This window comes from Streptomyces sp. JJ38 (assembly GCF_019303475.1).
In the GTDB taxonomy this organism is placed as follows: domain Bacteria; phylum Actinomycetota; class Actinomycetes; order Streptomycetales; family Streptomycetaceae; genus Streptomyces.
On the sequence record NZ_JABLSI010000013.1, the window covers coordinates 187248 to 210103 of the forward strand.

General features: G+C 68.5%; 29 protein-coding genes. 14 read left to right on the forward strand and 15 right to left on the reverse strand.

Going from position 1 to position 22856, the window contains the following annotated elements; genetic code table 11:
* Positions 1–23: 23 nt before the first annotated feature.
* The 11 genes from HPT28_RS09425 to HPT28_RS09470 all read right to left on the reverse strand — a co-directional run bounded on the left by HPT28_RS09425 (position 24) and on the right by HPT28_RS09470 (position 6467).
* Positions 24–527 carry a hypothetical protein gene (locus HPT28_RS09425; protein ID WP_219090512.1) on the reverse strand — a complete coding sequence of 168 codons (504 nt, stop codon included), beginning with the start codon at positions 525–527 and terminating at the stop codon, positions 24–26.
* Entirely contained in the window at positions 524–1375 is an 852-nt protein-coding gene (locus HPT28_RS09430) for a winged helix-turn-helix transcriptional regulator (RefSeq protein WP_219090513.1), read from the reverse strand. The genes HPT28_RS09425 and HPT28_RS09430 overlap by 4 nt, the downstream gene beginning before the upstream one ends.
* Positions 1376–1414: 39 nt before the next feature.
* Positions 1415–1834 carry a hypothetical protein gene (locus HPT28_RS09435; protein WP_219090514.1) on the reverse strand — a complete coding sequence of 140 codons (420 nt, stop codon included), beginning with the start codon at positions 1832–1834 and terminating at the stop codon, positions 1415–1417.
* A 10-nt stretch (positions 1835–1844) separates the two neighbouring features.
* Positions 1845–2291, reverse strand: a complete 447-nt coding sequence (locus HPT28_RS09440; protein WP_219090515.1) for a hypothetical protein — start codon at positions 2289–2291, stop codon at positions 1845–1847.
* Complete coding sequence (locus HPT28_RS09445) at positions 2288–2773, reverse strand: hypothetical protein (RefSeq protein ID WP_219090516.1); 486 nt, start codon at positions 2771–2773, stop codon at positions 2288–2290. Before HPT28_RS09445 ends, HPT28_RS09440 begins: the two co-directional genes overlap by 4 nt.
* Before the next feature lie 171 nt (positions 2774–2944).
* Positions 2945–3247, reverse strand: a complete 303-nt coding sequence (locus tag HPT28_RS27720) for a hypothetical protein (protein WP_374226941.1) — start codon at positions 3245–3247, stop codon at positions 2945–2947.
* Positions 3248–3376: 129 nt separating this feature from the next.
* Positions 3377–3655: a hypothetical protein gene (locus HPT28_RS27725; RefSeq protein WP_374226942.1), complete on the reverse strand. Its 279-nt coding sequence runs from the start codon at positions 3653–3655 to the stop codon at positions 3377–3379.
* Positions 3656–3711: 56 nt separating this feature from the next.
* Positions 3712–4413 (reverse strand): hypothetical protein, encoded by a 702-nt coding sequence (locus tag HPT28_RS09455; protein WP_219090517.1) that lies wholly within the window; start codon positions 4411–4413, stop codon positions 3712–3714.
* Between the two features lie 19 nt (positions 4414–4432).
* Entirely contained in the window at positions 4433–4918 is a 486-nt protein-coding gene (locus HPT28_RS09460) for a hypothetical protein (RefSeq protein ID WP_219090518.1), read from the reverse strand.
* Entirely contained in the window at positions 4915–5469 is a 555-nt protein-coding gene (locus tag HPT28_RS09465; protein WP_219090590.1) for a DUF4913 domain-containing protein, read from the reverse strand. Before HPT28_RS09465 ends, HPT28_RS09460 begins: the two co-directional genes overlap by 4 nt.
* Positions 5470–5711: 242 nt before the next feature.
* The gene (locus HPT28_RS09470) at positions 5712–6467 is read right to left on the reverse strand and encodes a site-specific DNA-methyltransferase (RefSeq protein ID WP_219090519.1); all 756 of its coding nucleotides are present in this window, start codon (positions 6465–6467) and stop codon (positions 5712–5714) included.
* Between the two features lie 516 nt (positions 6468–6983).
* On the opposite strand from HPT28_RS09470, the gene HPT28_RS09475 reads away from it, so the two are divergent.
* From HPT28_RS09475 to HPT28_RS09535, 13 genes are all read left to right on the forward strand, one after another.
* A complete protein-coding gene (locus HPT28_RS09475; protein WP_219090520.1) occupies positions 6984–8099 on the forward strand; it encodes a C40 family peptidase in 1116 nt (371 codons plus the stop codon).
* Positions 8100–8198: 99 nt separating this feature from the next.
* Entirely contained in the window at positions 8199–8516 is a 318-nt protein-coding gene (locus HPT28_RS09480) for a DUF6112 family protein (protein WP_219090591.1), read from the forward strand.
* On the forward strand, positions 8516–9181 hold the full coding sequence (locus tag HPT28_RS09485; protein WP_219090521.1) for a hypothetical protein: 666 nt from the start codon (positions 8516–8518) through the stop codon (positions 9179–9181). The genes HPT28_RS09480 and HPT28_RS09485 overlap by 1 nt, the downstream gene beginning before the upstream one ends.
* A 15-nt stretch (positions 9182–9196) precedes the next feature.
* Positions 9197–10582: an ATP-binding protein gene (locus HPT28_RS09490; protein ID WP_219090522.1), complete on the forward strand. Its 1386-nt coding sequence runs from the start codon at positions 9197–9199 to the stop codon at positions 10580–10582.
* A gap of 73 nt (positions 10583–10655) precedes the next feature.
* Positions 10656–12128: an SCO6880 family protein gene (locus HPT28_RS09495; RefSeq protein ID WP_219090523.1), complete on the forward strand. Its 1473-nt coding sequence runs from the start codon at positions 10656–10658 to the stop codon at positions 12126–12128.
* Between the two features lie 49 nt (positions 12129–12177).
* Positions 12178–12621, forward strand: coding sequence for a DUF6238 family protein (locus HPT28_RS09500; protein ID WP_219090524.1), 444 nt, complete (start codon positions 12178–12180; stop codon positions 12619–12621).
* A gap of 37 nt (positions 12622–12658) precedes the next feature.
* Positions 12659–14173 carry an ATP-binding protein gene (locus HPT28_RS09505; RefSeq protein WP_219090525.1) on the forward strand — a complete coding sequence of 505 codons (1515 nt, stop codon included), beginning with the start codon at positions 12659–12661 and terminating at the stop codon, positions 14171–14173.
* Between the two features lie 87 nt (positions 14174–14260).
* Entirely contained in the window at positions 14261–14758 is a 498-nt protein-coding gene (locus tag HPT28_RS09510; RefSeq protein WP_257578305.1) for a hypothetical protein, read from the forward strand.
* 120 nt (positions 14759–14878) lie between these two features.
* Positions 14879–15049: a hypothetical protein gene (locus HPT28_RS09515; protein WP_219090527.1), complete on the forward strand. Its 171-nt coding sequence runs from the start codon at positions 14879–14881 to the stop codon at positions 15047–15049.
* 766 nt (positions 15050–15815) lie between these two features.
* Positions 15816–16589 (forward strand): hypothetical protein, encoded by a 774-nt coding sequence (locus tag HPT28_RS09520; RefSeq protein ID WP_219090528.1) that lies wholly within the window; start codon positions 15816–15818, stop codon positions 16587–16589.
* A 168-nt stretch (positions 16590–16757) separates the two neighbouring features.
* Positions 16758–17216 (forward strand): hypothetical protein, encoded by a 459-nt coding sequence (locus HPT28_RS09525; protein WP_219090529.1) that lies wholly within the window; start codon positions 16758–16760, stop codon positions 17214–17216.
* Between the two features lie 767 nt (positions 17217–17983).
* Positions 17984–18220 (forward strand): DUF397 domain-containing protein, encoded by a 237-nt coding sequence (locus HPT28_RS09530; RefSeq protein WP_219090530.1) that lies wholly within the window; start codon positions 17984–17986, stop codon positions 18218–18220.
* Positions 18221–18314: 94 nt separating this feature from the next.
* Positions 18315–19256, forward strand: a complete 942-nt coding sequence (locus HPT28_RS09535; protein WP_219090531.1) for a helix-turn-helix transcriptional regulator — start codon at positions 18315–18317, stop codon at positions 19254–19256.
* On the opposite strand, the gene HPT28_RS09540 is transcribed toward HPT28_RS09535, so the two are convergent.
* From HPT28_RS09540 to HPT28_RS09550, 3 genes are all read right to left on the reverse strand, one after another.
* A complete protein-coding gene (locus HPT28_RS09540) occupies positions 19257–20045 on the reverse strand; it encodes an SAM-dependent methyltransferase (protein ID WP_219090592.1) in 789 nt (262 codons plus the stop codon). It abuts the gene before it with no gap.
* Between the two features lie 219 nt (positions 20046–20264).
* Positions 20265–20645 carry a hypothetical protein gene (locus tag HPT28_RS09545; RefSeq protein ID WP_219090532.1) on the reverse strand — a complete coding sequence of 127 codons (381 nt, stop codon included), beginning with the start codon at positions 20643–20645 and terminating at the stop codon, positions 20265–20267.
* A gap of 321 nt (positions 20646–20966) precedes the next feature.
* Positions 20967–21122 carry a hypothetical protein gene (locus HPT28_RS09550; RefSeq protein ID WP_219090533.1) on the reverse strand — a complete coding sequence of 52 codons (156 nt, stop codon included), beginning with the start codon at positions 21120–21122 and terminating at the stop codon, positions 20967–20969.
* 339 nt (positions 21123–21461) lie between these two features.
* Between HPT28_RS09550 and HPT28_RS09555 the strand changes: the two genes are divergently transcribed.
* Positions 21462–21881 (forward strand): hypothetical protein, encoded by a 420-nt coding sequence (locus tag HPT28_RS09555; protein ID WP_219090534.1) that lies wholly within the window; start codon positions 21462–21464, stop codon positions 21879–21881.
* Between the two features lie 91 nt (positions 21882–21972).
* Here HPT28_RS09555 and HPT28_RS09560 read toward each other — a convergent pair whose 3' ends face one another.
* On the reverse strand, positions 21973–22827 hold the full coding sequence (locus HPT28_RS09560; RefSeq protein ID WP_219090535.1) for a hypothetical protein: 855 nt from the start codon (positions 22825–22827) through the stop codon (positions 21973–21975).
* Positions 22828–22856 lie beyond the last annotated feature (29 nt).

Here is a 22856-nt window from a genome sequence, read left to right on the forward strand (position 1 = left end):
GGCGTGCCGGGCGGTGTGTGCCGTCACGCGGCCGGCGCGGTCTGGGCGACCTGCGGGTTGGTGTGTAGCCATTGGAGGAGCAGGTCGCGCGGCCCGGCGAGGTCCGCGACGGCGTCCGCGCTCGGCAGCGGACCGTCTGTTGCAGCGCGAGGACTACCGTCCGCGGCGACGACCGGTGCCTCGGCCAGGGCGGCAAGCGTGTGCTGGATCCGGCCGGTGAAGTCGCAGACTGCGGCCGGGTAGGCGTGGCGGCGTGCCCAGCGAGCGCTCGCGTCGTAGATGTCGGCCAGCTCCAGCCCCGGCGCGGTCAGGCCGAGACCGGAGCCGGGGCGGACGAGACCGAGGGCGCGGGCAAGGTCCGTAGCCTGACGGAGGCGGTGCACAGGGAGATCGGCGAGGGTGCGTGCCAGCCCGCGCGGCGGGATGGGGCCGTTGTCGTCGATCTCGGTGATCAGCCGGATCAGCGCCGGTGACGACAGCACCGTGCAGGCGTGGCGGACGTCGGCTGTGGAGGGTGCGGTGGTCATCGGCGCGGGCCTCCCGCCGGGAGTGCCGTCTTCGGGCGGGCGGGGGTGGCGTGGGAGAACAGATCGCGGTGCTGCCACGTCGGTGGCGAGGTGTGGCCCACTCGGACCGGCGCCGGGCGTGCAGCTGGGGCCGGCAGCAGTGATTGGTTACTGACCCACGTAGTGGGAGCGGGCGCGGCATCCGGGCGTCCCCAGACCGGGTGCCGGACGGCCTGGGAGAGCGGCTGTCCGGCAGACCATGCGGACAGCGCCCCGAAGACGGGGGCCAGGCCGCCGCCGGCGTCGGACAGGCGGTAGGGCTGCCCGAGGCCGTCGGTGTCGACCAGGCCGTCGGCCACGAGCTGCCGCAGCGGCGGGTAGACGTTGGTCCAGTCGCTGCCGGGCATGGCGACCCTGGCAAGCGTCCGGCCGCTGGCCTCTCCACGGGACTTCAGCACCCACAGGATGGCGGCGGCGTGCCGCCGCGTGAGGAGGGTGAGGCTGTCCTCGATCTGCTCGATCGCCGGCAGCGGCCGGTCCGTCTTCTCCAGATGCGTCTCGGCCCAGGTGACGATCAGCGGCAGTACCGGCAGCAGCGCTGTCGCGCGGTCGGTGTGGCCGTAGGTGACGTGGCGCGAGGTGTGCTCGGTGCGCTGGACGAGGCCGGCATCGCACAGGGCCCGCAGCTTGGGATGGAGCTGGCCGCTCTGCAGCCAGGACACCTTGGCCGCTATCTCGCTGTAGCGCAGCGGCGGGCCGGAAAGGGCCAGCATGATCCGCACGTTCCATCGCGGAGTGATCATGGCGAGGGCCTCGGTAACCCGCGCGATGTCGGCGTCGGTGTCGGGGGGCAGAGCGGTGATGGCCAAGGGAGGAACTCCTGGGTGGGTGAAAGGAGGCGGCAGCAGTCAGCGGCTTCGAGCAGCGCTCGCAGCCGGGGCGGGGAGAGCGGGCGCGGCGGGTACGCCCGGCACGGGATCCGGGGACGGCTGGGGCGCGGGAGCGCGTCCAAGACTTTGGAGAACGGCGGAGACCGCTTTTGCTTGGACATCGCGTACGGCAACCGCTTCGGCGAGCCGGCGGGCGCAGTCGAGAACGTGAGAGACCTCGTGTCCGCCGATGTGCCGCTCGGTATGGACGAGCTGGGCGAGGCGGTCCCGGTGGAAGGCGATGCTCCGCTCGGCGAGAGCGAGGTCGTCGTGCATGCCGAGCAGGGCGGAGAGCATGCCGGGCGGCTGGCCCTGTGCGTGGGTTTCGAGGTCGGCCAGGGGGGCGGCGTACAGGTCCTCTATCCGTCCGGCTACCTCGGTGGACGTGAGGTCGAGCAATCGGGAGCTTTCACGGTCTTGGGGTCGGGGCCGCCCCGGCACGTTGCGGTGCTGGGGCGGCGACGGTCCGGAGCGGGGCGGTGACCTTGTGCTGTGACCGCTGGACGGGCCGGCGCTGCTGGGCGGGAGAGGGCATGGTGCGCAGCAAGTCGCCGAGCGCGGCGCGGTAGCCGTCGCGGGCTTCAAGTGCGGCCTCCAGCCACTGCGCGTCCATGCGCAAGTCGTTTGCGGAGAGTCCGCACATGTCTCGGTCGGGCGCCATGGCATCGTGCACGCGGTCGCGGACACGGACGACTTGCTCCTCGGCCAGGGCGAGAAGCGACCTCAGCTCCAATGCGCGGGTCATCGCCGCAGAGGCATCGGCACTGGCCGCCGTCTCGTAGAGCTCGACGACGGGTGCGCCGAACACGTCCTGCAGCCGATCGTCGGCGGTGCTGGGCTTGAGCCGGACGTTCATCGCTGGGCGGCCCTTCTGGTTCGTGGCGCTGTTGCTGGTGAAGCCGAGGGCGGGCGCGGTGCGCTGGTCTGCACGGCAGGGCCCTTACACGCGCCGCGGAGACGGGCGAGTCGTTCGGCGGCGAGATCCTTCTTCGCTGGAGCGTCGGGGTCGAGAAGCCACCGCACGACCTGAGCCCGGCCATCGCGTGCGGCGACGGCCGCGTTGACGCGGTGGGCGAGGTCCATCGTCGGGTCGTCGTCCACTTCGCTGGGCTGTGTCTCCAGCGCGGCGAGGAGGTCGTCCTCCGCCCGGTCGAGCGCCGCCTGGGACGCGGTCAAAAGGCCGTGCCACTTGACGACGTCGGTGGCATCCGCGTGGACAGCCGGTGCGGCGGCGACCGCGGCCGTCAGCTGCTCCATGTCCATCCCGAAGCGTGCTTCGATCTGTTCGGTGAGCACGCCCACGACATCATCTGGGCCGTCGACTATTTCATCGGACAAGAAATTCTCCGGGTTGACCACATGCGGAAGGGACCTCCGTACGGGAAGGGGGAATACGCGGGAAGACGTCGGGGGTGATGTCCCGGCGGCTGTATAAGCGTCTGCAGGATTGCCGGTTTGGCCAACCGGCGATCGTCGGCTATGTTTCGCAGCGCCAATCGGCCTTGTCGGTCAACGCGATCGACCTGGCGGTCGCGGAACAGACGTCCTTGGCGGGTGGGCTGAGCGGATCTGCGGCGCGGCCGGGCGGAATGGCGGGAGGGGTCCGGCCGTGCCGCCGAGTCGGTTCTCGCACCGCTGCAGGGCTTTTTCGGCGGTGGCGAAGCCGCCTTCGCGCAGGGTGTGGGTCCACGCGTCGGTGTCGACCTCCTTGGCCACGACGCGGAACGGAGACGGGGTTCGCTCGTCGAGGGAGCGGAGCGCCACCACGGTGACCATGTCGTCCGGATCGTCGCGGGTGTAGGAGTAGGCCATCGCGTAGTGGTCGCCGTCGCCTGCGAGGCGTCGCTCCAGAGTCCGTGTCGCCTCATCCGCCGGCGGAGGTCCAACGTCGGGGTCGAGGTTGATGGCGTCGGGAGGGCAGCCGCGGTGTACCAGCCAGGACTACGCCATCGAGGGCAGCGGCAGCGGAGCCTGCTCGAAGTCGAACGTCCGTTTTTCGTGGTCCCGGTGTAGGTGGACGGCGACGTACTGGGGGTCGCCGGGGTGGCCGTAGGTGGCGGTGCGGTCGAATAGGACGTAGTAGCTGTGCTCAGCGCTGGCGGTGTGGTGTTCGGCGAGCGGGACTAGCATGTCCTCGTGTACCGCGATGTGGCGGTAGAAGTCGCGGGAGATCCGCTCGTCCGCGTCGAGTTCGTCCAGTTCGAAGTCGACTTCAGGCATGCGCCCCTGGGAGGGCGTCGATGGGGTGGAGGACAAGCAGGGGCCTTTCGGTGAGGTCAGCGCCGGTGTGCTGGGGTGGACGGCCATGCCCCGGGCCGGGCTGCGGTGTTCGGCACCTGTGTCCTGGCCGGCCGTAGGGCAGCGGCCAGCGCGGCGCGTCCGGCGGCGGTGAGAGCAACCGGCTGGCCGGCGTGCACGGGGTGGCTGGTGTCCCGGGAGAGCAGACCGGCGCCTTCTAGCCGCTGCAGCTCGGCGTAGGGGATGCGGGTACCGGAGGCAGTGGTCACCGACAGCCGGTGGGTCAGGAGATGCTCGTAGAGCTTGGCTCCGCCAGCGATGGCGAGCAGCACCGCCTGGTCCGCAGCCGAGATCGGCCTTCCGGTGGCCACTGACACGGTGCCGGCGGCGGCCTCGATCGGCTCCAGGTGGGCAATCACCTCTCGGGCCGCGGCGTCGCGTAGGGCGGCGGCCTCCTCCATCTGGTTCACGGTGCGGTTGATGCGCTCGAACAGAGCGCTGTCGACGGGGAACTCGCCGCTGGACAGGCGGTGGAGGAGCGTTCGGTGGAAGGTCACACCGCTCTCGGCCTGGGCCAGCTCGCGGTGCTGGTCGATCAGGCGGGCATGCGGCTCATCGAGGAGGCCGCGGTCCCGCTGGGCCCACAGGGTGTCGATGTCGTGTCCGGCTGCGGCCTCGATGCGGTGGTCGAGTGAGGAGACCGCACGCCGGGCTGATGCCGGCGCGGGATCAGAGGGCATAAGCGGGGGCTCCTAGTAGTCAGCGGGAGTGACGGTGCGAGGGGTTCTGCGCGGGGCGCGGGAGGCCCGGCATCGTGGTGGGCAGCGGTCCTGGCCCCGGGGCCGGGCGGCGGGTGGTGAGCTGCGGGGAGTGGGAGCGGGCCGCGTGGGTGCGGGCGCTGACCGGTCGGCGGGTCATCCCCAGGCGGCGGCCGACCTCGTCATAGACGTCGTTGCCGGCCCGCGGCCTGACCGCGATGACGTGGATCTCCCGCCGGTGCGCAGACGTCTCAGGCGCAGGACGCACCCCATAGACGACGCGCCAGTCTTTCCGGGAGTCCACGAACAGCTTGCGGTAGCCCTCCAAGTCGCCCGTCAGCCTGAGCCCGAAGCGCTCGGCGTTCACCACTTCCTGCAGGTAGACGAGGGTGAGGTCGCGGATGTCGCTGGGGGCCTGGAGGAGATCCGTCAGCGCGCGGGGGTCGAAGCTCAACCCGAAGGCCGCCCGCTGCTGCCCGCCGTTCACGCCGTCAGCTCATTGGACTCACCGGGCCCGGAAGGCTCCGGTCCGGTCGCCGCCGCCTTCTCCCTACGAGCCGAGGGCGGCGGGCTGGGAAGGATCCGGTGGGCGGGTCGCTCCGGCGAGGTCATGCAGGCCGACAGCGGACCGCCGGGTGCACGGATGGCAGCCATCGCGTGCGTGAGGAAGTCCCGGTGCCACACGAAGGGACCAGACAACCCTGCCTCGGGGTCCTTGTGCTGCTGGTAGGCCAGCCACAGGGCGTGAAGCCACGCCACGACATCGTCGTGCTCCTGCCACCGCAGGCACCAGGGCGCCGCCGTGGTGACCTCCGCGCCGTATACGGGCAGGAGGAAGTCGTCGACCCAGTCCGACAAGGCGTCGAGTTCGTCCTCGCGCTCCTCCCCGTCCAGCTCCAGAATCGGGCGCGGCTCGGCCGCCGGAGGTGGTCCTCCGAGCCCTGGCATGCCGAACGCCGTGAACGGCGACGGTCCGCCGGGGTCCGGTGCGGAGGCCAGATGATCGAGCTGTTGCGCCTGCTGCGCCGACTGCTCCATCAGCCGCCGGACGCTGGCCTCGATCCCCTCCAGTTGGGGATCTGGGATCCGGACCGGCTCCAACTCCCCCTCAGCCGGGGATTTTACGGGTTCAGACATGAAAGGCGCGGCCTCCTAGAAAGGGAAGTAGAAGCGGTGACGAGCAGATCACCCGTCGTGCCATGAATGAGGCGTGGCAAGCCATCGCCCATGGGGGCGAATTAGCGCCCCGGTAACCGGCCGTAGGGAATGCCGTTGCGGCGTCAGGCGGTGAGATCCACGTCATCCTGCGTGAGGGATTCGCGGATCGTCTCTGTGAGCCGGTCGGCCGCGATAGAGGCGTAATGCTGCGTCTTCTCCACGCCGATGAAGTCCCTGCCTTCGAGCAGGGAGGCGACACCTGTTGAGCCGGATCCGGCGCAGAAGTCGAGCACCGTGCCACCCGGCGGGGCGATCTTGACCAGCTCGCGCATCACGGACACGGGCTTTTGGGTGATGTGCTGGCGCTTCGCACCTGACGGCTGCGAGGCACTGTAGAGGCCCGGCAAGTACACCGGATTCCGCGAGGCGTCGATCGCACCCTTCGAGGCCCAGACGATGAACTCGCAGTTCTGCGTGAAGCGACCCTTCTGGGGCCTGGCCTGCGGCTTGTGCCAGGCCAGTACCCCTCGCCACAGCCAGCCGGCCGCCTGGATCGCGTCCGTTGTGATGGGGAGCTGGCGCCAGTCAGTGAACAGGAGCGCGGTGCCGCCGGTGCGGGTCGCCCGGTGGGCTTCGGTCATGATCTGCGTCAGCCAGAAGCCGTAGGACCTCTGATCCATGTTCTCACCGGTGAAGTCGGCCAGGGTGTGCTTGGCATCGGCGGAGGTGTACTTCTGCTTCGCTGAGCGGCTGGTGCGTTCCTTCGCGGTCCTCCCACCGCTGTTGTACGGCGGGTCGGTAATCACGGAGTCGACACAGCCGTCCGGCAGCTCGGAAAGGACGGCGAGGGCGTCGCCCTGGTGCAGGGAAAAAGGCAAAGAAGAACCCCGATTCGGGTGTGGAAGCGCGGAGGGAACTGCCCATCTCGCACACGGATCCCAGCGGGCCGGGATTGGGCATACAGAAGCCCGTGGCCGCAAACCGGGGAGGCGAGGGGGAGTTCCAAAACTGTAGACGCGATTTCGCCGACGACCAAGAAGTCAGCTGCTGAAGTGCCGGATTCCGGTACGTCGCGCCGACTTTTTGGTCAACGGCCGATTCGGGCCTACTGTTTTTGAACCGGCCGGCGCTCACCGCCGCTGGCTTCCCCCGCCTTTGCCTCGCGGAGGTTTCCCTCCCGCGGCACACCTAGCTCACAGGTCGGCCCGCCAAGCGAGCGGCAACTCGCCCGCGCCGGCCAACATTCCCGATCGCCCGCCCTCCCGGCTGCCGTGCCCCTTCCGCCACACGCCACGCGCACACGGCACGCCGGACACCGCACCGCAAGGACACCTCATGACGTCTCGCTATCCTCCCCTGCCCGCAAACCCTGACCGGCCAGCGGGCCACACGGGTTGAAGGCGCTCGCCGCCGGCATCGGCGTCGTCTGCCTCTCCCCCTTCCTCCTCGGCGGCGCGGCCATGATGATGGCCAGCTCCAGCGAAGCCGCCACCCCCACCAGAGCCATCAGCCAGTGCCTCCCCGACCTGGACACGGACGAGGTCACCGAGCAGGTCACCAAAATCCTCGACGGCGCGGACGCCTCCGACATCCGCATCGAGGGCCTGGACCTGCCCGGCGAACAGATCCCGCACGCCCAGACCATCGTCGCCACCGGCATCAGCCTGCAGGTGCCCCGGCGGGGCCAGATCGTCGCGCTGGCCACAGCAATGCAGGAGAGCCGACTGCGCAACCTCGCCTACGGCGACCGCGACTCGCTCGGCCTCTTCCAGCAGCGGCCCACCCAAGGCTGGGGTACAGCCGAGCAGATCCGCGACCCCGTGTACGCGAGCGAGCGGTTCTACAAGGCACTGCTGAAGGTTGACGGCTGGCAGCAGATGACCGTGACGCAGGCAGCACAGGCCGTGCAGAAGTCCGGCTTCCCGGACGCGTACGCGCAGTGGGAGCCGCTCGCAACGGCGCTGCAGAAGGCCATCGCCGCCACCTTCCCCGGCGCCGACCGCGGCAACCCCGGCGAGGACGCCGGCGACGAACCGGCCCTCTCGGGCTGCGGCCCGCAGGACGGCACCTTCGGGCCGATCCCCGAAGGTGCCGTACCCAAGGGCTACAACATCCCGGAGGACACCGACCCGCGTGCCCGCAAGGCGATCGTCTGGGCGATGCACCAGCTCGGCACGATGTACCAGTGGGGCGGCTCGTGCACGGCCCCGCACGGCCCTGATCCGATGGGCCGCTGCGACTGCAGCTCGCTGATGCAGCAGGCATACAAGCACGCCGGAATCGCCCTCACCCGCACTACATACACACAGGTCAACGAGGGCAAGGCCGTTTCCCCGAAGGCACTGGAGCCCGGCGACCTGATCTTCAGCCGCGGCACCGCTGCCCGCCCGGAACACGTCGGCATGTACCTGGGCGAGGGCCTCGTCATCGAGGCCCCGCGCACTGGAAGACCCACCCGGATCTCCCTGATCAAGGACTGGGCCGTCCTTGCCGCGCGCCGCGTCGTCTGACGCCGCCGTTCCCCTCCCGCGCCGTTCGCGCACTTCCCCCTTCTCCCTCACCTTTCCGCCTGCCCAGCCCTGTTGGCCTGGGCACGCAAGGAGCCCGCCATACCCGTGTCACCCATCGCCGACCGCTTCATCCAGCTCGCCTACGACCCGGGCATCACCCCCGCCGGCGGCGGCCTGCCTGGCCTGTCCGTTTTGAAGAACGTCGTCAACTCCATCAACCTCTTCGGCCTCGTCGCCGTCGTCGGGGCGCTCGCCGTCAGCCTCGCGGTCTGGGCCTGGGGCCACCACACCGGTGGCCACCAGGCCGAGGCCAACGGCAAGAAGGGCGCGACCGTCGCCGCCGGCGCCGCCCTGGGCCTGGGCGCAGCCAACGGCATCGTGGCCTTCTTCTCGACCCTGGGGTCGCAGGTCCAGTGATGCGCAAACGATTCTCCGAATACGGCATGGGCTGGTCGCCGAACCGGCGCATCGCCCTGATCGCGATCGGCCTGGCGTGCCTGCTGGCCGTTGCCGCCGCGACCGCCTACGTCACCGGCGGCGGACAGCACCGATCGCCCTCCGTCGCCCCCACGCCGGCCAACAGCACCACCGCCGAAACGACGAAGCCGGCAGCTGAGACCGGCTCGGTGGCACGGCCCCCGCGGATCTCCGATCCGGTCCAGTTCGCCAAGGCCGCCGCCGAGATGCTCTGGACGTACGACACCCGAACCACCAGCCGCGAGCAGCAGCTCGCCGGCATGGAGGCGTGGATGACCGAGGAGAGCGAGTACCGCGACTGGGTCTCGGTCTCCGCGCAGATGCCGGACCCGACCTTGTGGTCGAGGATGGCCGACCAGAAGCAGCACGCCGCTGCCACCGTCTCCGAGGCGCACTATCCGGCTGCGTTCAAGCAGGCCCTTGCCGACGACCCTTCGGCGATCACCGAGGCGTATATCTACGCCGTGACGGTCACCGGCAAGCAGACCATCACCTGGGCCAAGCGCGGCGGCGGGGCGGAGGAGCGCTCCATCACGCTCGCGGTGCAGTGCCGTCCGTCGGCCGACTGCTCGCTCGTCGCCATCGCCCCGCGCGTCGCGCCCTGACCGAAAGGAGTCCTCATGGGGTTTTGTGATCTTCCCCTCGCGGACAAGGTCTGCGCGGTCGGTGAGGCCGTCGACTTCGCCTCCGACCCCGGCAAGGCGATCGGCGACTGGATGGCCAAGAGCGCCGGTGAACTGGCCGCTGCCTCGGCCGACCTTGCCGCCAAGGCGGTCGACGCCACTACCCGCGTCGACCTCAACGCGGGTTGGTTTCGCGACAACTACGAGATGATCCTGCCCATCGGTCTCGTCGTTCTCGTGGCCACCTTCTGCGCCCAACTCGTGCGCGCCGCGATCCGCCGTGACGGGCAGGCTCTGACGCAGGCGTTCACCGGCACGGCATCCGGTGTGATCTTCGCTTTCGCGGCCATCGCCCTGACCACCGTGGCGATCGAGGTGGTCGACGCTCTGTCCGCCGGCCTGTTCAAAGCCGCGAACACGGACATCGCCTCCGCAGTGCGCCGCGTGGTCAACGTCAACCAGATACCCGGGCTCGCCGGACTCGGCTGGCTCGTCGCCGTCCTCGCCGCACTCGGGGCCGCCATCGGCGCCATCCTGTACTGGTGCGTGATGATGGTGCGCAAGGTCGGCATCCTCGTCATGGTGACCCTGGCCGTCTTCGCCGGTGCGGGAGGCGGCTGGGAGGCCGCACGTCGCTGGCGCAGGGGCTGGATCGAGGCCACCGCGACCCTTGTCGTCTCCAAGCTGCTGATGACGATCATCTTCGTGCTCGGCATCGCTGCCATGGGCAAGACCGAAGCCAAGGACGGCCTGGCCGCACTCGCCGACGTCCTCGCAGGCATCGTGATCATGATCCTGGTGATGCTCTGCCCGTACGCCACCTTCAAGTTCGTCCACTGGGCCGCCGAAGGAACCGACGGGGAAACGATCCATCGGGCCGGCGGCGCTGGAGCCCAGCTCGCCAAGCAGCACGCCGAGCGCGCCGGGAAGAAGGCCGCCGCTGCGGCAGCCACCGCCGGAACGGGCGGGGCGGCGGCCGGAGCCGGCGCGGGTGCGGGACCTGCACCGCAGGGACCGGACTCCATCCCTGGGGGTGAAGGCTTCCCCGGCGACATCGCCCCCACCTCGTCCGGCGCAGACCAGAACAGTTCCCAGCACGGAAGCTCGGGCGCCTCACCCGGCGGTGACGGCACCAAGTCCGGTCTGGAGAAGGCGGTCCAGCCGCCGCCGACCAGCGTCACCGAAGACACCAGCGGTCAGGTGGGCGGCAGCCCGAGGCCGCGTGGTTCCGGACCGGGCGCTGCGCAAGGCCGAGTCGGCGGATGGCAGTCCAGCCCGCCGACCACGACCCCGCCGCCGCAGGGCGCTCCGCCGCCGGCCAGTACCCACAACTCCGGCACGACCGGGCCGGCCTCGCCGCCGCCTTCCCCGACCGGCCTCTGACCACCTGCCCGACCACCCGGGGGTGGGAGGCCCCTCACCTCCCACCCCCGGCCCCGCGCCTCCAGGACCACGCTTGTCCGATCTCGCCATCGCTCCGGTCACGGTGAAGTTTCCGCACCGATCCCGCCGCGGCATCCTCCTCGGTCTCACCCTTCCCCAACTGGTTCTCGTCTCCTCGGCCCTGGCGCTGCTGCTGGTGACGGTCGTCTCCACCGGACTGCTCGGTGCCATCGCTCTGACCCCGCTGTGGGCGGCGGTCACCGCCCTGGTCGCCGTCCGCCGGCACGGTCGGTCCCTGATCGACTGGGCTCCGATCGTCACCCGCTACGCACACCGCCGCCGCACCGGCCAGACCCTGTGGCTCGCCCGGCCCATCACCCGGCCCCGGCAGGACGGCGTCCTCCACCTGCCCGGCAGCGCCGCCTCCCTCAAGGTCGTCACCCCCGGCGACTCCACCAACGGCGCCGCGGCTGTCCACGACCCGCACCAGCAGACCCTCACCGCCATCGCCCGCGTCTCCAGCAGAGCCTTCGTCCTGCTCGACCCCATCACCCAGAACGCGAACGTGAACGGCTGGGGCCGGGCGCTCGCAGGCATTGCCCGCACCGGGCACGTCGCCACCGTGCAAGTCCTGGAGCGCACCGTCCCCGACTCCGGCGACACCCTCGCCCGGCACTGGGCCCAGCACGGCCGCCCCGAAACCCCAGTTGCCGGGCAGGTCTACTCCGAACTGGTCGCCGCCGCCGGGCCCGCCGCAGCCCCGCACGAGACGTACATCGCGATCTCCCTCGACCTCAAGGCCGCCCGACGCCTGATATCGCAAGCAGGTGGGGGACTCCCCGGCGCCTTCACCGTCATGCAGCAGACCACGGCCAGCGTCGCCCAGGCCGCCCGGAACGCCGGACTGATGATCACCGGCTGGCTGAGCGCCCAGGAGATCGCCGCCGTCATCCGCACCGCCTACGACCCGGCGGCCCTCTCCGCCCTTCAGCACTGGTCCGAGACCGGCCGTGCCGAAGCGGACCCCGCTGCCGCTGGGCCCGTCGTCCAGGTCGAGGAGTACGACCGGGTCGCCACCGACAGCGCGCGGCACGCAACGTACTGGGTGGAGAACTGGCCGCGTACGGAGTCGAATGCCGGGTTCCTGCACGGCCTGATGTTCACCGCCGGGGTTCGCCGCAGCCTGTCCCTCATCTACGTCCCCCAGAAGCTCGAGTCCGCGCTACGCGACGTCCAGCGCAAGAAGGCACAGATCATCGCGGACGCCAGCGAGCGCGCCCGGCGCGGCCAGGTCGACAACGAAGAGGACTCCGTCGAGTACGCCGACGTTAAACAGCGCGAACGACAGCTCATCGCCGGGCACGCCGACGTCGCCCTGACCGGTCTGGTCACTGTCACCGCCGAGACCGACGCCCTCCTCGACTCCGCCTGCGCGCAGATCGAGACCGCCGCCGTCACCGCCGGCGTCGACCTGCGCCGCCTCAACTACCAGCAGCCCGACGCCTTCTCCGTCGCCGCACTGCCACTGGCCCGCACCACTCTCTGACCCCCGCCGCCCTCTGCCCCGTACGGCGGCAGAAAGGACCCCCGTCCCTGTGCCCCCTCCTCCGCGCGCCGACGACGCGCACCCCTATCTGCGCGCCTCCACCGCAGGCATCCGCCACCACGCCCGCACCCTGGACCGGTCAGCGCCGCAGGAGCCGGTGGACCGCCTCCACCTCGACGTACTCCACGCTCACCTCACCGCCGTGCACCGGCTCCTCAACCAGCTCGCCGAGGCAGCGCGTCCCCCCTATCCCGGTGCCGGTCGGCACCTCGCCGCCGCGTACGCCCGGCTGTGGCAGGCAACCGCCGAGGTCCACGCGGCCTTCCACCTGCTGCCGTCCGCGACCTCGGACTCCACCGAGTGCCGCCCCGAGCGGCTCCCGGAAGGACCGCCGGTCCTCACGATCTGCCAGCGCCACCTCGCCGCCGGGCACACCGTCCGCCGCAAGACCACCCCCACCGGCCTCAACCGCCCGCTGCACACCACTGCATGAGCGCGATGAGCATCACCCGCCGAAACGAGGGCTTCCGATGAGCCACCGGCCCGCCCGCCGCGCACGTCGCGCCTCCGCATCTCCTCTGTTCACCCCGCACGGCACCGACCGGGCCAGCCGCAAGGCCGCCCGCCGCCAGCTCGCCGAAGCCTCGGCCAAGGCCCGCGCCGAAGCAACCACCCACCCGGCGGGCACCGCACCAGCCGACCACGCGACACCCGCGCCTCTCTACCCGCCCAGCGGACGCCCCGGTCCCGGCTCCGCCCGCGGAAACCGGCTCAGGCTTCCCGCCCACCGCATGACGACCGCCATCGCGGCCGGCGCGTACCCCTTCCTGGCCGAGGGCGGACTCGGCGCCGAGGGCATCTACATCGGCCGCGACGTCCACGCCGAAGCGTCGTTCGTCTTCGACCCCTTCGCCCTGTACGGACGGATCGAGGGGTTCACCAACCCGAACGTGTTGTTGGCCGGGGTGATCGGGCAGGGCAAGTCCGCGCTGGCGAAGTCGTTCGCCCTGCGCTCCGTGGCCTTCGGCTACCGCATCTACGTCCCGTGCGACCCCAAGGGCGAGTGGACGCCAGTGGCCCAGGCGCTGGGCGGCATGTCGGTTGCCCTCGGCCCCGGGCTCCCCGGGCGCATCAACCCGATGGACGCGGCGCCCCGGCCGGAGAGCGTCTCAGAGGCCGACTGGGCCGGCGAGATCCGCAAGCGCCGACTCCTCCTGCTCGGCTCCCTGGCCCGGACCGTCCTCGGCCGGGACCTGATGCCCATGGAGCACACCGCTCTGGACGTCGCCCTCGACGCGGTCGTCACCCACGCCGCCGACTCCGGCCGTACCCCTCTTCTCGGCGACGTCGCCGCAGCTCTCAACGACTCCGACCAGCTCGACAGGGCCGCCGGGGTGATGTCCGGACGGCTGGGGGAGTCGGCCCGCGACCTCGCCCACGCCATGCGCCGACTTGTCCACGGCGATCTGGGCGGTATGTTCGACGCGCCCTCTACCGTGCGCTTCGACCCCAGCTCGCCGATGCTTACGATCGACCTCTCCCGGCTCGGCGCATCTGGTGACGACACCGCGCTGGTCCTCGCGATGACGTGCGCTTCCGCCTGGATGGAGTCCGCCCTCACCGATCCACGGGGTGGTCGGCGGTGGATCGTGTACGACGAGGCGTGGAGGCTGATGCGCCACCCGGGTCTGCTGCAACGCATGCAGTCGCAGTGGAAGTTGAGCCGCGGCCTGGGCATCGCGAATCTCATGGTGATCCACCGGCTCAGCGACCTGCTCACCGCCGGCGACGCCGGATCCCGAGGTCGCGCCCTCGCGGAGGGTCTGCTCGCGGACTGCTCCACCCGCATCATCTACCGCCAGGAGACCGACCAGCTGCACGCCGCCGCAGCCCTGCTGGGGCTGACCTCGGTGGAGACTGACGCCATCTCCCGCCTCAACCGCGGACGCGGCCTGTGGAAGGTCGCCGGCCGCAGCTTCATCGTCCAACACCTCCTGCACGCTGACGAGCTGGCGCTCTTCGACACCGACGCCCGCATGCACTGAAACAGAAAGTTACCCGTGAAACCCGATATCCAGCACGAACTGATCCCACGCGATGACACTCTCGATCTCATCGATGCGATCAGCTCAATGAGGGATAGATTGCTCGATGCCGCCCAGCAGTGGGAGCTGCTGGACGAGAGCGGGCACGTGCCGATCACGCTCTCTTACGCCGCGCTGCTCCAGCACGCCGCCGACGCCCAGGACCTCTCCCGCGACGTCCTCCGGCTGGCCACTGACTTCGCCCGGAGCCAGCACAGCACGACCCGCGCTGGCACCTCCGTCCTCGCCCACCTCGTCATGGCGGCCAGCATGTCGAGCCACGCAGCACCGCACTTCACCGACACTGCGGAGAGCGCCCTGGCCCTGCCACGGTCCTCCAACCCGACCGACTGTCACCACCGCAAGAACCGCATGGTCATAGACCATGCTTCGGCGCGAGCCTTCCTGCGGCGTACGTCGGAATCTCTCCGCGACGCGGCCAAGGAACTGAACGACCACCTCGACTTCCACCGCTTCCTCTCGACGCTCACCCCTCGGAAACGCCCGGCGCCTCCACCGCCCAGGCCGAGCGGTCGCCACCGCTAGCCCTCCTCGAAGGCCCGAACCAGCATCACCACCTCAAGGAATCCCCTGAACCGCCCCGCTCATTACAGCGGCGCCGACTGGGCGGAGTACCAGCAGCACCAGGCCGAGCACGACGACCTCATGACCCAGGTCGCCGAACGCGAAGCCCAGATGGAACACGAACTGATCGCCACCTACGACGAGTACGAATTCGACTTCAGCCCGCTTCCGGAGCCACAGCCCAGCCCCGCCCGCCGGACACCACCGCTGCGCCGCGCGCTCGCCTCCTGCAGGAGGAGCCGTGGGCGCTGACAGCCCAAGCGCCCGTTCCGGCGACCACGCGGCTCCGCTTGCGCCGCTTCCGACCATCCCCATGTGGCCGCCCCGTGGTGGCAGGAGCTGTGACGCCGCCACGCGCACATCACCACGCCGCGGCAGCGTGGCCTGGAGCGCATCATCGAGTTCGGCCGCAGCGCCTACATCGTGCGCTTATGGATTCCCAACGACACATACTTGATCACCGGTCCGCCGCAGGACCCTCCTCCGACCGCCCCCGGGATATCCGGAGGCTGGACCGCGACGCGAAAGTACCTGGACGACCGAGCGTTGTCCGAGGTCAGCTACGACTCGGCTCCCTCCGCTGACCATGGGCCTCCCCCAGAAGCCCGAGGCTCGTCATGGCGGCAGCGTGCAGCCCCTGATCGAGGCGATCGACTATCACTTCGCCCCAGCTCGGGCTGCTCCCAAGCCCCGTCTCATCCACCGACCGGAACGCGCTCCCGGCTACGCCGACGCGCTCCATGCTCTGCTGACCGGCTCAACAGGCCGAGTCGCATGCGGAGCCGCTCCCCGCTGCACCAGATCCCCTCCTACAGCCTCGCCGACGCCGTCGCCGAGATCCGCAGCCTCGGAGAGATGCTGCACGTCGCCGAGGACTGGACGGGACCGACCTCGCTCGTGCCAGCACTGCAGCTCACGCCCACCCGGGCGGTCCGCCGTCCCTTCCTCCGCGAGTCCTTCTGGCGGCACAGCGACGGCACAAGCCCTGACGCCAGACCACCGGTCTCTCCAGGAACACATGACCTCACCCCGCACCGACTTGTCCGACTTCGCTTCGGGCCTGGCCACCCGTCTCCCCGGCACTTGGTACTGCGAGTACCAGCACCACGCGCAGTGCGCGGACCAATTCCCCCACACCGACGAGCTCTGGGCCGCCGGCCACGTCGGCTACATCATCAGCCAGTACCTCCCCGCCCACGATGCCGTGCTCCACGGGCCGGCCAACCAGCGGCTGTACGTGGCCGACCGGCCCCACTACCCGCACCAGTTTGTCGTCGCCCCGCTCGCCCCCAACGGCACGCACATCAAGCCCCACCACTTCGACGCGGTCGAGGAACCCAACGGCATCGCCGTTCCCAAGGACCCCGCGCGAGCAGCGGCACGAGTTGCCCGGCGGGTGCTTCCCCGCTACGAACAGGCCCTGCAAGCGGTGCTCGACATCGCGGCAGACCAGCCCGACCCCCCGCACCGGCCCGCCCCACCACAGGTATCCCAGGTCCTCACTCTGACTCTGTACGGCGACGGCGCCCTCGGTGCCCCGTATGAGAGTGTGCCGCCCGATGCCCGAATGACGCTGTATGCCCACGGCTTCCAGTACCACCCGCACCAATCAGCGTTCCTCCTGCCCACCGCCTACGGGGACAGCGGTCGCGCCCTTCGCGTCCACAGCGTGGTTCAACAGCTCACGGCCAAGGGCATCGGCGTGAACCTTCGCCACTCGGCGCTCACTACCGGCGCCGCCCCTCCGCCGACGACGCCGAAGGCCGCGCCATCGGTCGGCCGTACGCGCTGACCACTCCACCCTGCAGAGCCTTGGATTCTCCACCACGCTCGCGCGAGCGCACACCCACCGCCGCCCGGGCCCCGTTCTCCCCACCGCTCCGCCCCCTCACCGCAGCCCGTCCCCTCGCATCACGACCACTGAGAGCTTCAGTCCGACAACGTGAGGAGCCCCGCCCTCTTGCAACCCGGCACTCACTTCACCTTTGGCACCCACGACACGCACGGCTTCGTTGCCTCCTTCACCTCCTCCATGCCCGCACATCTCGCCCACTGGTACCTGGAGCGCGAGCAGTTCGAGCCTGCCCCCGGTGAACCAGGGCTGTACCGGCTCAGCGAGCCCGAGCGCGACGGTCCCCGCCGGACCCGTCAGACCGTCCGCGATCTTCGCCGCCAGGGCTACACCGTGCAGGCCGACCTTCGCCTCGACCCGGCCGTGTCCGCCAACCCGCCACGCCCGTTCCGCCCCAACCAGCTTCAGGAAGGCCGCAGCCGTCTCGCCCAGGCCGCCGCCGGTCGAACGACGCAGCGCGCCACACCGCCCATGACCTCCCTGGCGTCGGCCCGGCCGATCCCGCCGAAGCCCGCCTACCCACCCACCATCCACCTGACCGCTTCTGCCACCGGGCGGCGTCGATGACCTCCGACACTGGGCAGGCCACGCAGGCCGGGTGGCGAGATCGATGAAGTCGACCCCTTCGACTCGTTCACCGAACGGACACCTCGCGGCACGCGGGTTACCTGTTCTTGCGGAACTCGAAGTCCATTGGACCCCTTGAACTGGGGTGTTGCAACGATCAGTAGAACTGAAGGATGCCGGGCCCCGTCACGTAGCAGGCCCCTTAGCTCCTGCGGCTGAACAGCGCCGCACCAACAACGCGCTTCCCGCTGTGAGGCCGGACCACCACGGGCCGAGTCAGCCGTCGGCCTGGGAAGGGCCAATGCCCCGTTCGACGGCGATCCGCTTCACGATCTCGCTCACATCGGCGCGCGCCAGCCGCGTTCGCGCCGGTTCCACGCAACGCAGGAGTTCCGCGGAAGCTGACGTGCTGCATCGCTCTCCATCCGTCACATGCGCTTCGTCCCACAGGTGGTCGCGAACCGGCTGGCACCCGGGTCCCCATGTCCTTGCGCCACCCTTCGCCACCGGAGCAACTCAAGCCATTTCTCGACCAGACTTCAAGATCGCCTTGCAGCTCTAATGGTAGTCCTATAAGCATTTTCCAGTAACAGAGAGAACACTCCTTCGAGGGACGCTTTCTGCAGGTACATCCCGCTATGATTCCGGCACATGTTCACCGCCCAGTGAAAATTTCAGATGCCCGCGCAAGCGGCTCTGCAGGGCGACGGAAAGCGACCAGCTTCGACGAGATCGGCGCTGGTCAAGAGCGAAGGGCAGGTGCGGAAATGAACACGTTCACCAACGGCACACCGGCCAGCGGGATCGCCGGTGCGCGATGGGTGAAGGCAACTGCAAGCGATGCGCTCAATGAGTGTGTCGAGCTTGCACGCGTCAATGAAAGCGAAGTCGCAGTCCGCAACTCGCGTTTCCCTGATGGGCCCGCACTGGTGTTCACGCGGTCGGAGTTCACGGCTTTCCTCGACGGCGCGACCAGGGGGGAGTTCAATAACATGACTGTCTGAAACAGTCCGCCAGCGACTTGCCCCCGGGGCGACTGATGTAGATGCTGTACGGGCGACGCGAAGGTGCGTCGCCCGTACGCAAGGAGAGGTCCGGTTGCAGGGGAGAGTTCTGGCCCTGGTCGGCGACAACGAGTCGCCCACCACACCTAATGCCGCTGCACGCGTGGTGCGCAATTACCTAACGTACCTGCGCAAGCAGGCCGGACTACGGCAGAGCGATGTCGTCGGCAAGGTACCGGGCATTGGATCAACAGCAACCCTGTGCCGGTATGAAACTGCCGCCAAGCGGAAGCTGGACGAGGAGACGGTCGTCGCACTGTGCCAGTTCTACGGCGCCTCCCCGGAAATAATCGACGAAATCCTCCTGCTCGTACAGCAGTCGCTGCAGCGGGCATGGTGGTCGAGTTACGCGGACGTAGTCGGCGACGTCCTGGCGCGCGTCTTCGCGACCGAGGTTGTCTCCAAGAGCATCTGCACCTACCAGGAGTTCAATGTGCCCGGGATGCTGCAGACGGCGGCCTACGCGCGAGCGCTCATGGAGGACTACTACCGGTTGCCGGCTGACGAAGCGACGCGGCGGAGGAACGAGGAGCTGGTGAGCCGGCGCCTCGACGTGCGTCGACAGCGCCAGAACCTGCTGGACCAGCCCGACGCCCCCGAGTTTCAGGCCCTGATCGCCGAAAGCGTTTTGGCCAAGCGCGTGGGCGGAACGGCCGTCATGCGCGAGCAGTTGCGCCACCTGTTCAATCTGGCCGAAAACAAGCCCAACGTGCACATCCGAATCTTGCCGAATGCCGCGCAGGAGCAGGGAGGTGCGCGGCATCCGTCCATGACGCTCTTCAAACCGCACGATGGTGTTGAGGGTCGGATGGTCTACCTGGAGAACACCAACCGGGGCGGGGAGTACCTCGTAGATCCCAGTGAGGTCGAGCCCTACCAGGCATGCATGGATGACCTGTGGACGCGCACCGGGAGGAAGGACGAGACGCTGGACCTGCTGCAGGACTACATCGACAGGCTGGTGGACCCGCGGTAGTCACGGGATGCGTGCGACGGTACCGCGTTCGACCCACTCGTCGCTTCGCTGCCGTGGGGCGAGATCACTGTCGGGCTTCCACCGGGACACCTCCACCGGGCCGATGCCCTCCACGGGCTCCAGCCCTTCGAAGAGTCGGTTGACCTCTCTGAAGGAGCGGACCTGGCCCCAGTTGTCGTTGGTGACGCGGGCCATGAAGTCCGTGATGGAGGCGCGGAGTTCGGCGTCATCGGAAGCGAGCTGCGAGATGACCATGTAGCTGCCGGACGGCAGTCGTTGTGCTACGTCGCGGACCAAGGCCCAGGGGTCGTCCTTGTCCGGGATGCAGTGCAGCACCGACACGAACAGGGCTGCGACCGGCTGGTCGTCCCTGAGCAGCCGGTCGACTTCGGAACTGGCGAAGACGTCGCGGGTGTCCCGCAGGTCCGCTTGGAGCACGGCGGTCGTACTGGGGTCCTCAGCCAGCATCATCCGTCCGTGCGCCAGGACGAGGGGGTCGTTGTCGATGTACACGACCTCGCTGGAGGGGTCGACTTCCTGGGCTACCTGATGGACGTTCGGGCGCGTGGGAAGTCCTGACCCGAAGTCGAGGAAGCGCCGCACGCCGCACTCGGCCGCCAGGTATCGCACGGCACGCACGAGGAAGGCGCGGTTGACGAGGGCCAGGTCCTTCGAACTGGGCGCCATCCGCAGCAGCTCGTTACACGCATCACGGTCTACTTGATAGTTATCGGTGCCACCGAGTAGGAAATCGTACATTCGGGCGACGCTGGGCCTGCTGAGGTCAATGATGAGCCGGCTCCCCACACTCGCGCCCGCATGCTCCCGATGAGAGCACGCGAACCTCAACGGAAGAAACCCATGCTAGGAGTGTCCAACAGGCAAATGCCACCCGCGTCCACGATCGAGGGATCACTTCTCGACGCCGAGCAGCTACCTCAGATTTCACGTACGCGTCGACGCACCCCTGCCAAATCATGCGAGACAACAGCCTTTGGCATATGCGGCTCAGGTCTGAGTCGTCATCTTGCACAGCGCCCGCCGACTCAGCAGCGTGAACTCGGCACTGTCCAGCCCCATCACCTCGCCGCCCTGGTGCGCACTCAAGCCCAGTTTGTGGCGTAGCAGCAACGCGTCTGCTTCACGACGTTCGAGGCTGCGGTACACCCACTGGGTGGAGGCCGTGCGGCGCGAGCTCGTGCACTCCACGAGGAACTCCCAAGCCGTGACGGCTGGAGAAGGGCTGCTCAGCACTGCGTCCCACCGCTCCTCCAGCCCCTTCAGGGCCGCAGCAGCAACCGCTGCACCCACCGTGGAAGAGCCGGAGCAGGCAGCGCTGTACCGACGGTAGACCGGCCAGCAGTCTTGGCGAAACACCTCATACGTCACTGGCAGACCAGACATCACGCCTGTGTGCACATCCACGTGCCTCAAGTCGCACAGGCGCCTCCGACGTTCCAGAGCCGGAGTCAGGCCCTGAGGAGTCCGCACTTCTCACACCTTTCCGTTCGTAGTGCACTCGCTCGATGACGGACTGATCCACTCCTGCTCAGGCCGCCCCAGCGGGAGAGATCCTTCGAGGCGTGTGGTGGGCACCATCGGCAGTCATACGTGCAGAGCGCGCGCCGCCAGCATTGTGGGTAGAAGGGGGTGCCTTCGCGCCCATGAGGGGGCGCGAAGGCATCACTTGATGAACCAGGCTAGGAGCTGTCAGCTCCTGCGGATCTTCAGGTACGCAACCGCACTGCGGTCGGCCAGCACCGTGGCGGTCAACAGCCCGAGCAAATGTGCGGACACCTCCACCGGGTTCCACGCCGACGAGAGAGCGATACCGGACACCGGCACAAGACTCAGGCGCAGCGTCACGAAGAAAATGCTCGCAGGAGAGGTTTGGACCACAGCGGACAGCGGAATGCTAGGCTCGGAAGGCGGAGGAATAAGGCGCAAGAAGTTCCTTCGCACGTGCTGCATCAATTCTCGTACTCCTTGTTCGCGATTGACTCGGGCACGGGATGAAGGGCTTCGAGGCTGGACGCGAATCGCCTCGGAGCCCTTTTCTTTGCCCACGCCCGAACGCTAGCGCCGCAAGACTTCACGTACCTCCGTGCGTAAACATGAAAACGGAGTATGGAACTCCGCGCCAAATGCTCAGCAACGGTACAGATCGGTCAGAATCTTTCCGATTCGGCACCAATACGCCCGAGGGTGTTCGACGGCACCCTGCAAACTCCCAGCGTGGGCGAAAATCTGAATGTACGCTGGAGTCAGGATTCACCCTTCCGGGTGAATCCACTGCTGAACATCCCGCCAGGTGAAATCGCTCTCGAAGTCTTGAGCCAGGTACGTCCTGGAGAGAGCGACGATCTCAAGCCAAGCAGGGCGGCATACCCGCAATTGATCGCCATCGTCCCGCCCGGAAGCCGGCCCTGCACTCAGCGCGGAAAAGCGTTGGGCCGGAAGCAGAACGCCACCGATCGCGGACTCTCCGCGCGCGCCGGCTCTTCACCGGCCTTCCTGAAAGAGAGTCGCCGAGAGGCAGAGAACGGGATGCTGGCGCGCTTCAAAGTGCATGCCACAGGCCGCTGCACGGACGTAAATACTCCCCGCACGCTGCCCTCGGAATGATTCTGGACTCACTCGGTGGAGACCCCTGCTGCCGGCTCCGTGGACAAGCAAGTCTGTCATCTATGGCTCCCCGGTGGCCTTGCAGACTTGCCTACGCTGCTCGCTTACGCCGCTCCTCAGGAATGTGTACAAGAAGCTGATCGACCAAATCGTCCACCGAATGACTCCACGAGCCGGTTTCTTCAACGATGTCTCGGTAGCGGGAGAAGTCGACCTCAGGGTGATCAACGAGCAGGTCCCTGAGGCGCTGCATGGCGATGTGGACCTCGTGCGCCTTACGAAGAGCTTCTTGCAGCTTCTCTCGCAGGTGATCGTCTGGGCTCGAGTACGTCGGCGGCGTCACCAGATCGAAGCTGGCTGCTCTCTCAGTCGCGAGCGCACCGTCGATCACGAGGGGTATGAACGAGCAGTCTCTGTGGTTTCGCTGGAGGGCCTCCATCACCTTTAGGTGGTCATCCCTGAACTCCGTGGTGATCCACACGGCGTGGCTCGCCTCCACCTCGGCGGCGCATGTGATGAGTCGCCCGAGATGATCGGCATCGGTCCGTTCCAATTGGTTCTCAATTACGACGAACCGTTCACGGTTGCCCACCAGAGTCTTGGCGAGGATGTCGATTCGGTATCCGGCAATCTTCTGCTCAGTGCCTACAAGGGTGAGCGGATTATCGAACCACGCCGCGTTCTCGATGATGTGGAGCCGCTTGGCAAGCCACGGAGTGAAGCTGGCTGCCTCGTGAGCGAAGTACGTACGCACGTCTTCGACCGGGCGAAGCCACACCCGGCGCAGCTTGTCGGTTCCCTCGGGTTCCTCAGCATCCACCACCGCAGGTTCGGGCACTACTTCCTTCCCGCTCAGGTAGTCGTTGGCGTCAAACTCTGCGTAGGCGTCGGCGAAGGACTGGCCCAGGCTGGCCCAGTCCACGGCAGGAGCAGCGTCCATAGTCATGAAGCGGAACGCTACCGTCCGGTACTGAC

Excerpts from the sequence above, each read along its gene's own strand:
- HPT28_RS09520 (WP_219090528.1), top strand. The coding sequence starts at position 15,816 with ATGACCTCACCCCGCACCGACTTGTCCGACTTCGCTTCGGGCCTGGCC.
- HPT28_RS09455 (WP_219090517.1), bottom strand. The coding sequence starts at position 4,413 with ATGCCCTCTGATCCCGCGCCGGCATCAGCCCGGCGTGCGGTCTCCTCA.
- HPT28_RS09485 (WP_219090521.1), top strand. The coding sequence starts at position 8,516 with ATGCGCAAACGATTCTCCGAATACGGCATGGGCTGGTCGCCGAACCGG.
- HPT28_RS09530 (WP_219090530.1), top strand. The coding sequence starts at position 17,984 with ATGAACACGTTCACCAACGGCACACCGGCCAGCGGGATCGCCGGTGCG.
- HPT28_RS09505 (WP_219090525.1), top strand. The coding sequence starts at position 12,659 with ATGAGCCACCGGCCCGCCCGCCGCGCACGTCGCGCCTCCGCATCTCCT.
- HPT28_RS09440 (WP_219090515.1), bottom strand. The coding sequence starts at position 2,291 with ATGAACGTCCGGCTCAAGCCCAGCACCGCCGACGATCGGCTGCAGGAC.
- HPT28_RS27725 (WP_374226942.1), bottom strand. The coding sequence starts at position 3,655 with ATGCCTGAAGTCGACTTCGAACTGGACGAACTCGACGCGGACGAGCGG.
- HPT28_RS09515 (WP_219090527.1), top strand. The coding sequence starts at position 14,879 with ATGACCCAGGTCGCCGAACGCGAAGCCCAGATGGAACACGAACTGATC.
- HPT28_RS09425 (WP_219090512.1), bottom strand. The coding sequence starts at position 527 with ATGACCACCGCACCCTCCACAGCCGACGTCCGCCACGCCTGCACGGTG.
- HPT28_RS09510 (WP_257578305.1), top strand. The coding sequence starts at position 14,261 with ATGAGGGATAGATTGCTCGATGCCGCCCAGCAGTGGGAGCTGCTGGAC.
- HPT28_RS09465 (WP_219090590.1), bottom strand. The coding sequence starts at position 5,469 with ATGGAGCAGTCGGCGCAGCAGGCGCAACAGCTCGATCATCTGGCCTCC.
- HPT28_RS09560 (WP_219090535.1), bottom strand. The coding sequence starts at position 22,827 with ATGACTATGGACGCTGCTCCTGCCGTGGACTGGGCCAGCCTGGGCCAG.
- HPT28_RS27720 (WP_374226941.1), bottom strand. The coding sequence starts at position 3,247 with ATGGCCTACTCCTACACCCGCGACGATCCGGACGACATGGTCACCGTG.
- HPT28_RS09490 (WP_219090522.1), top strand. The coding sequence starts at position 9,197 with ATGGGGTTTTGTGATCTTCCCCTCGCGGACAAGGTCTGCGCGGTCGGT.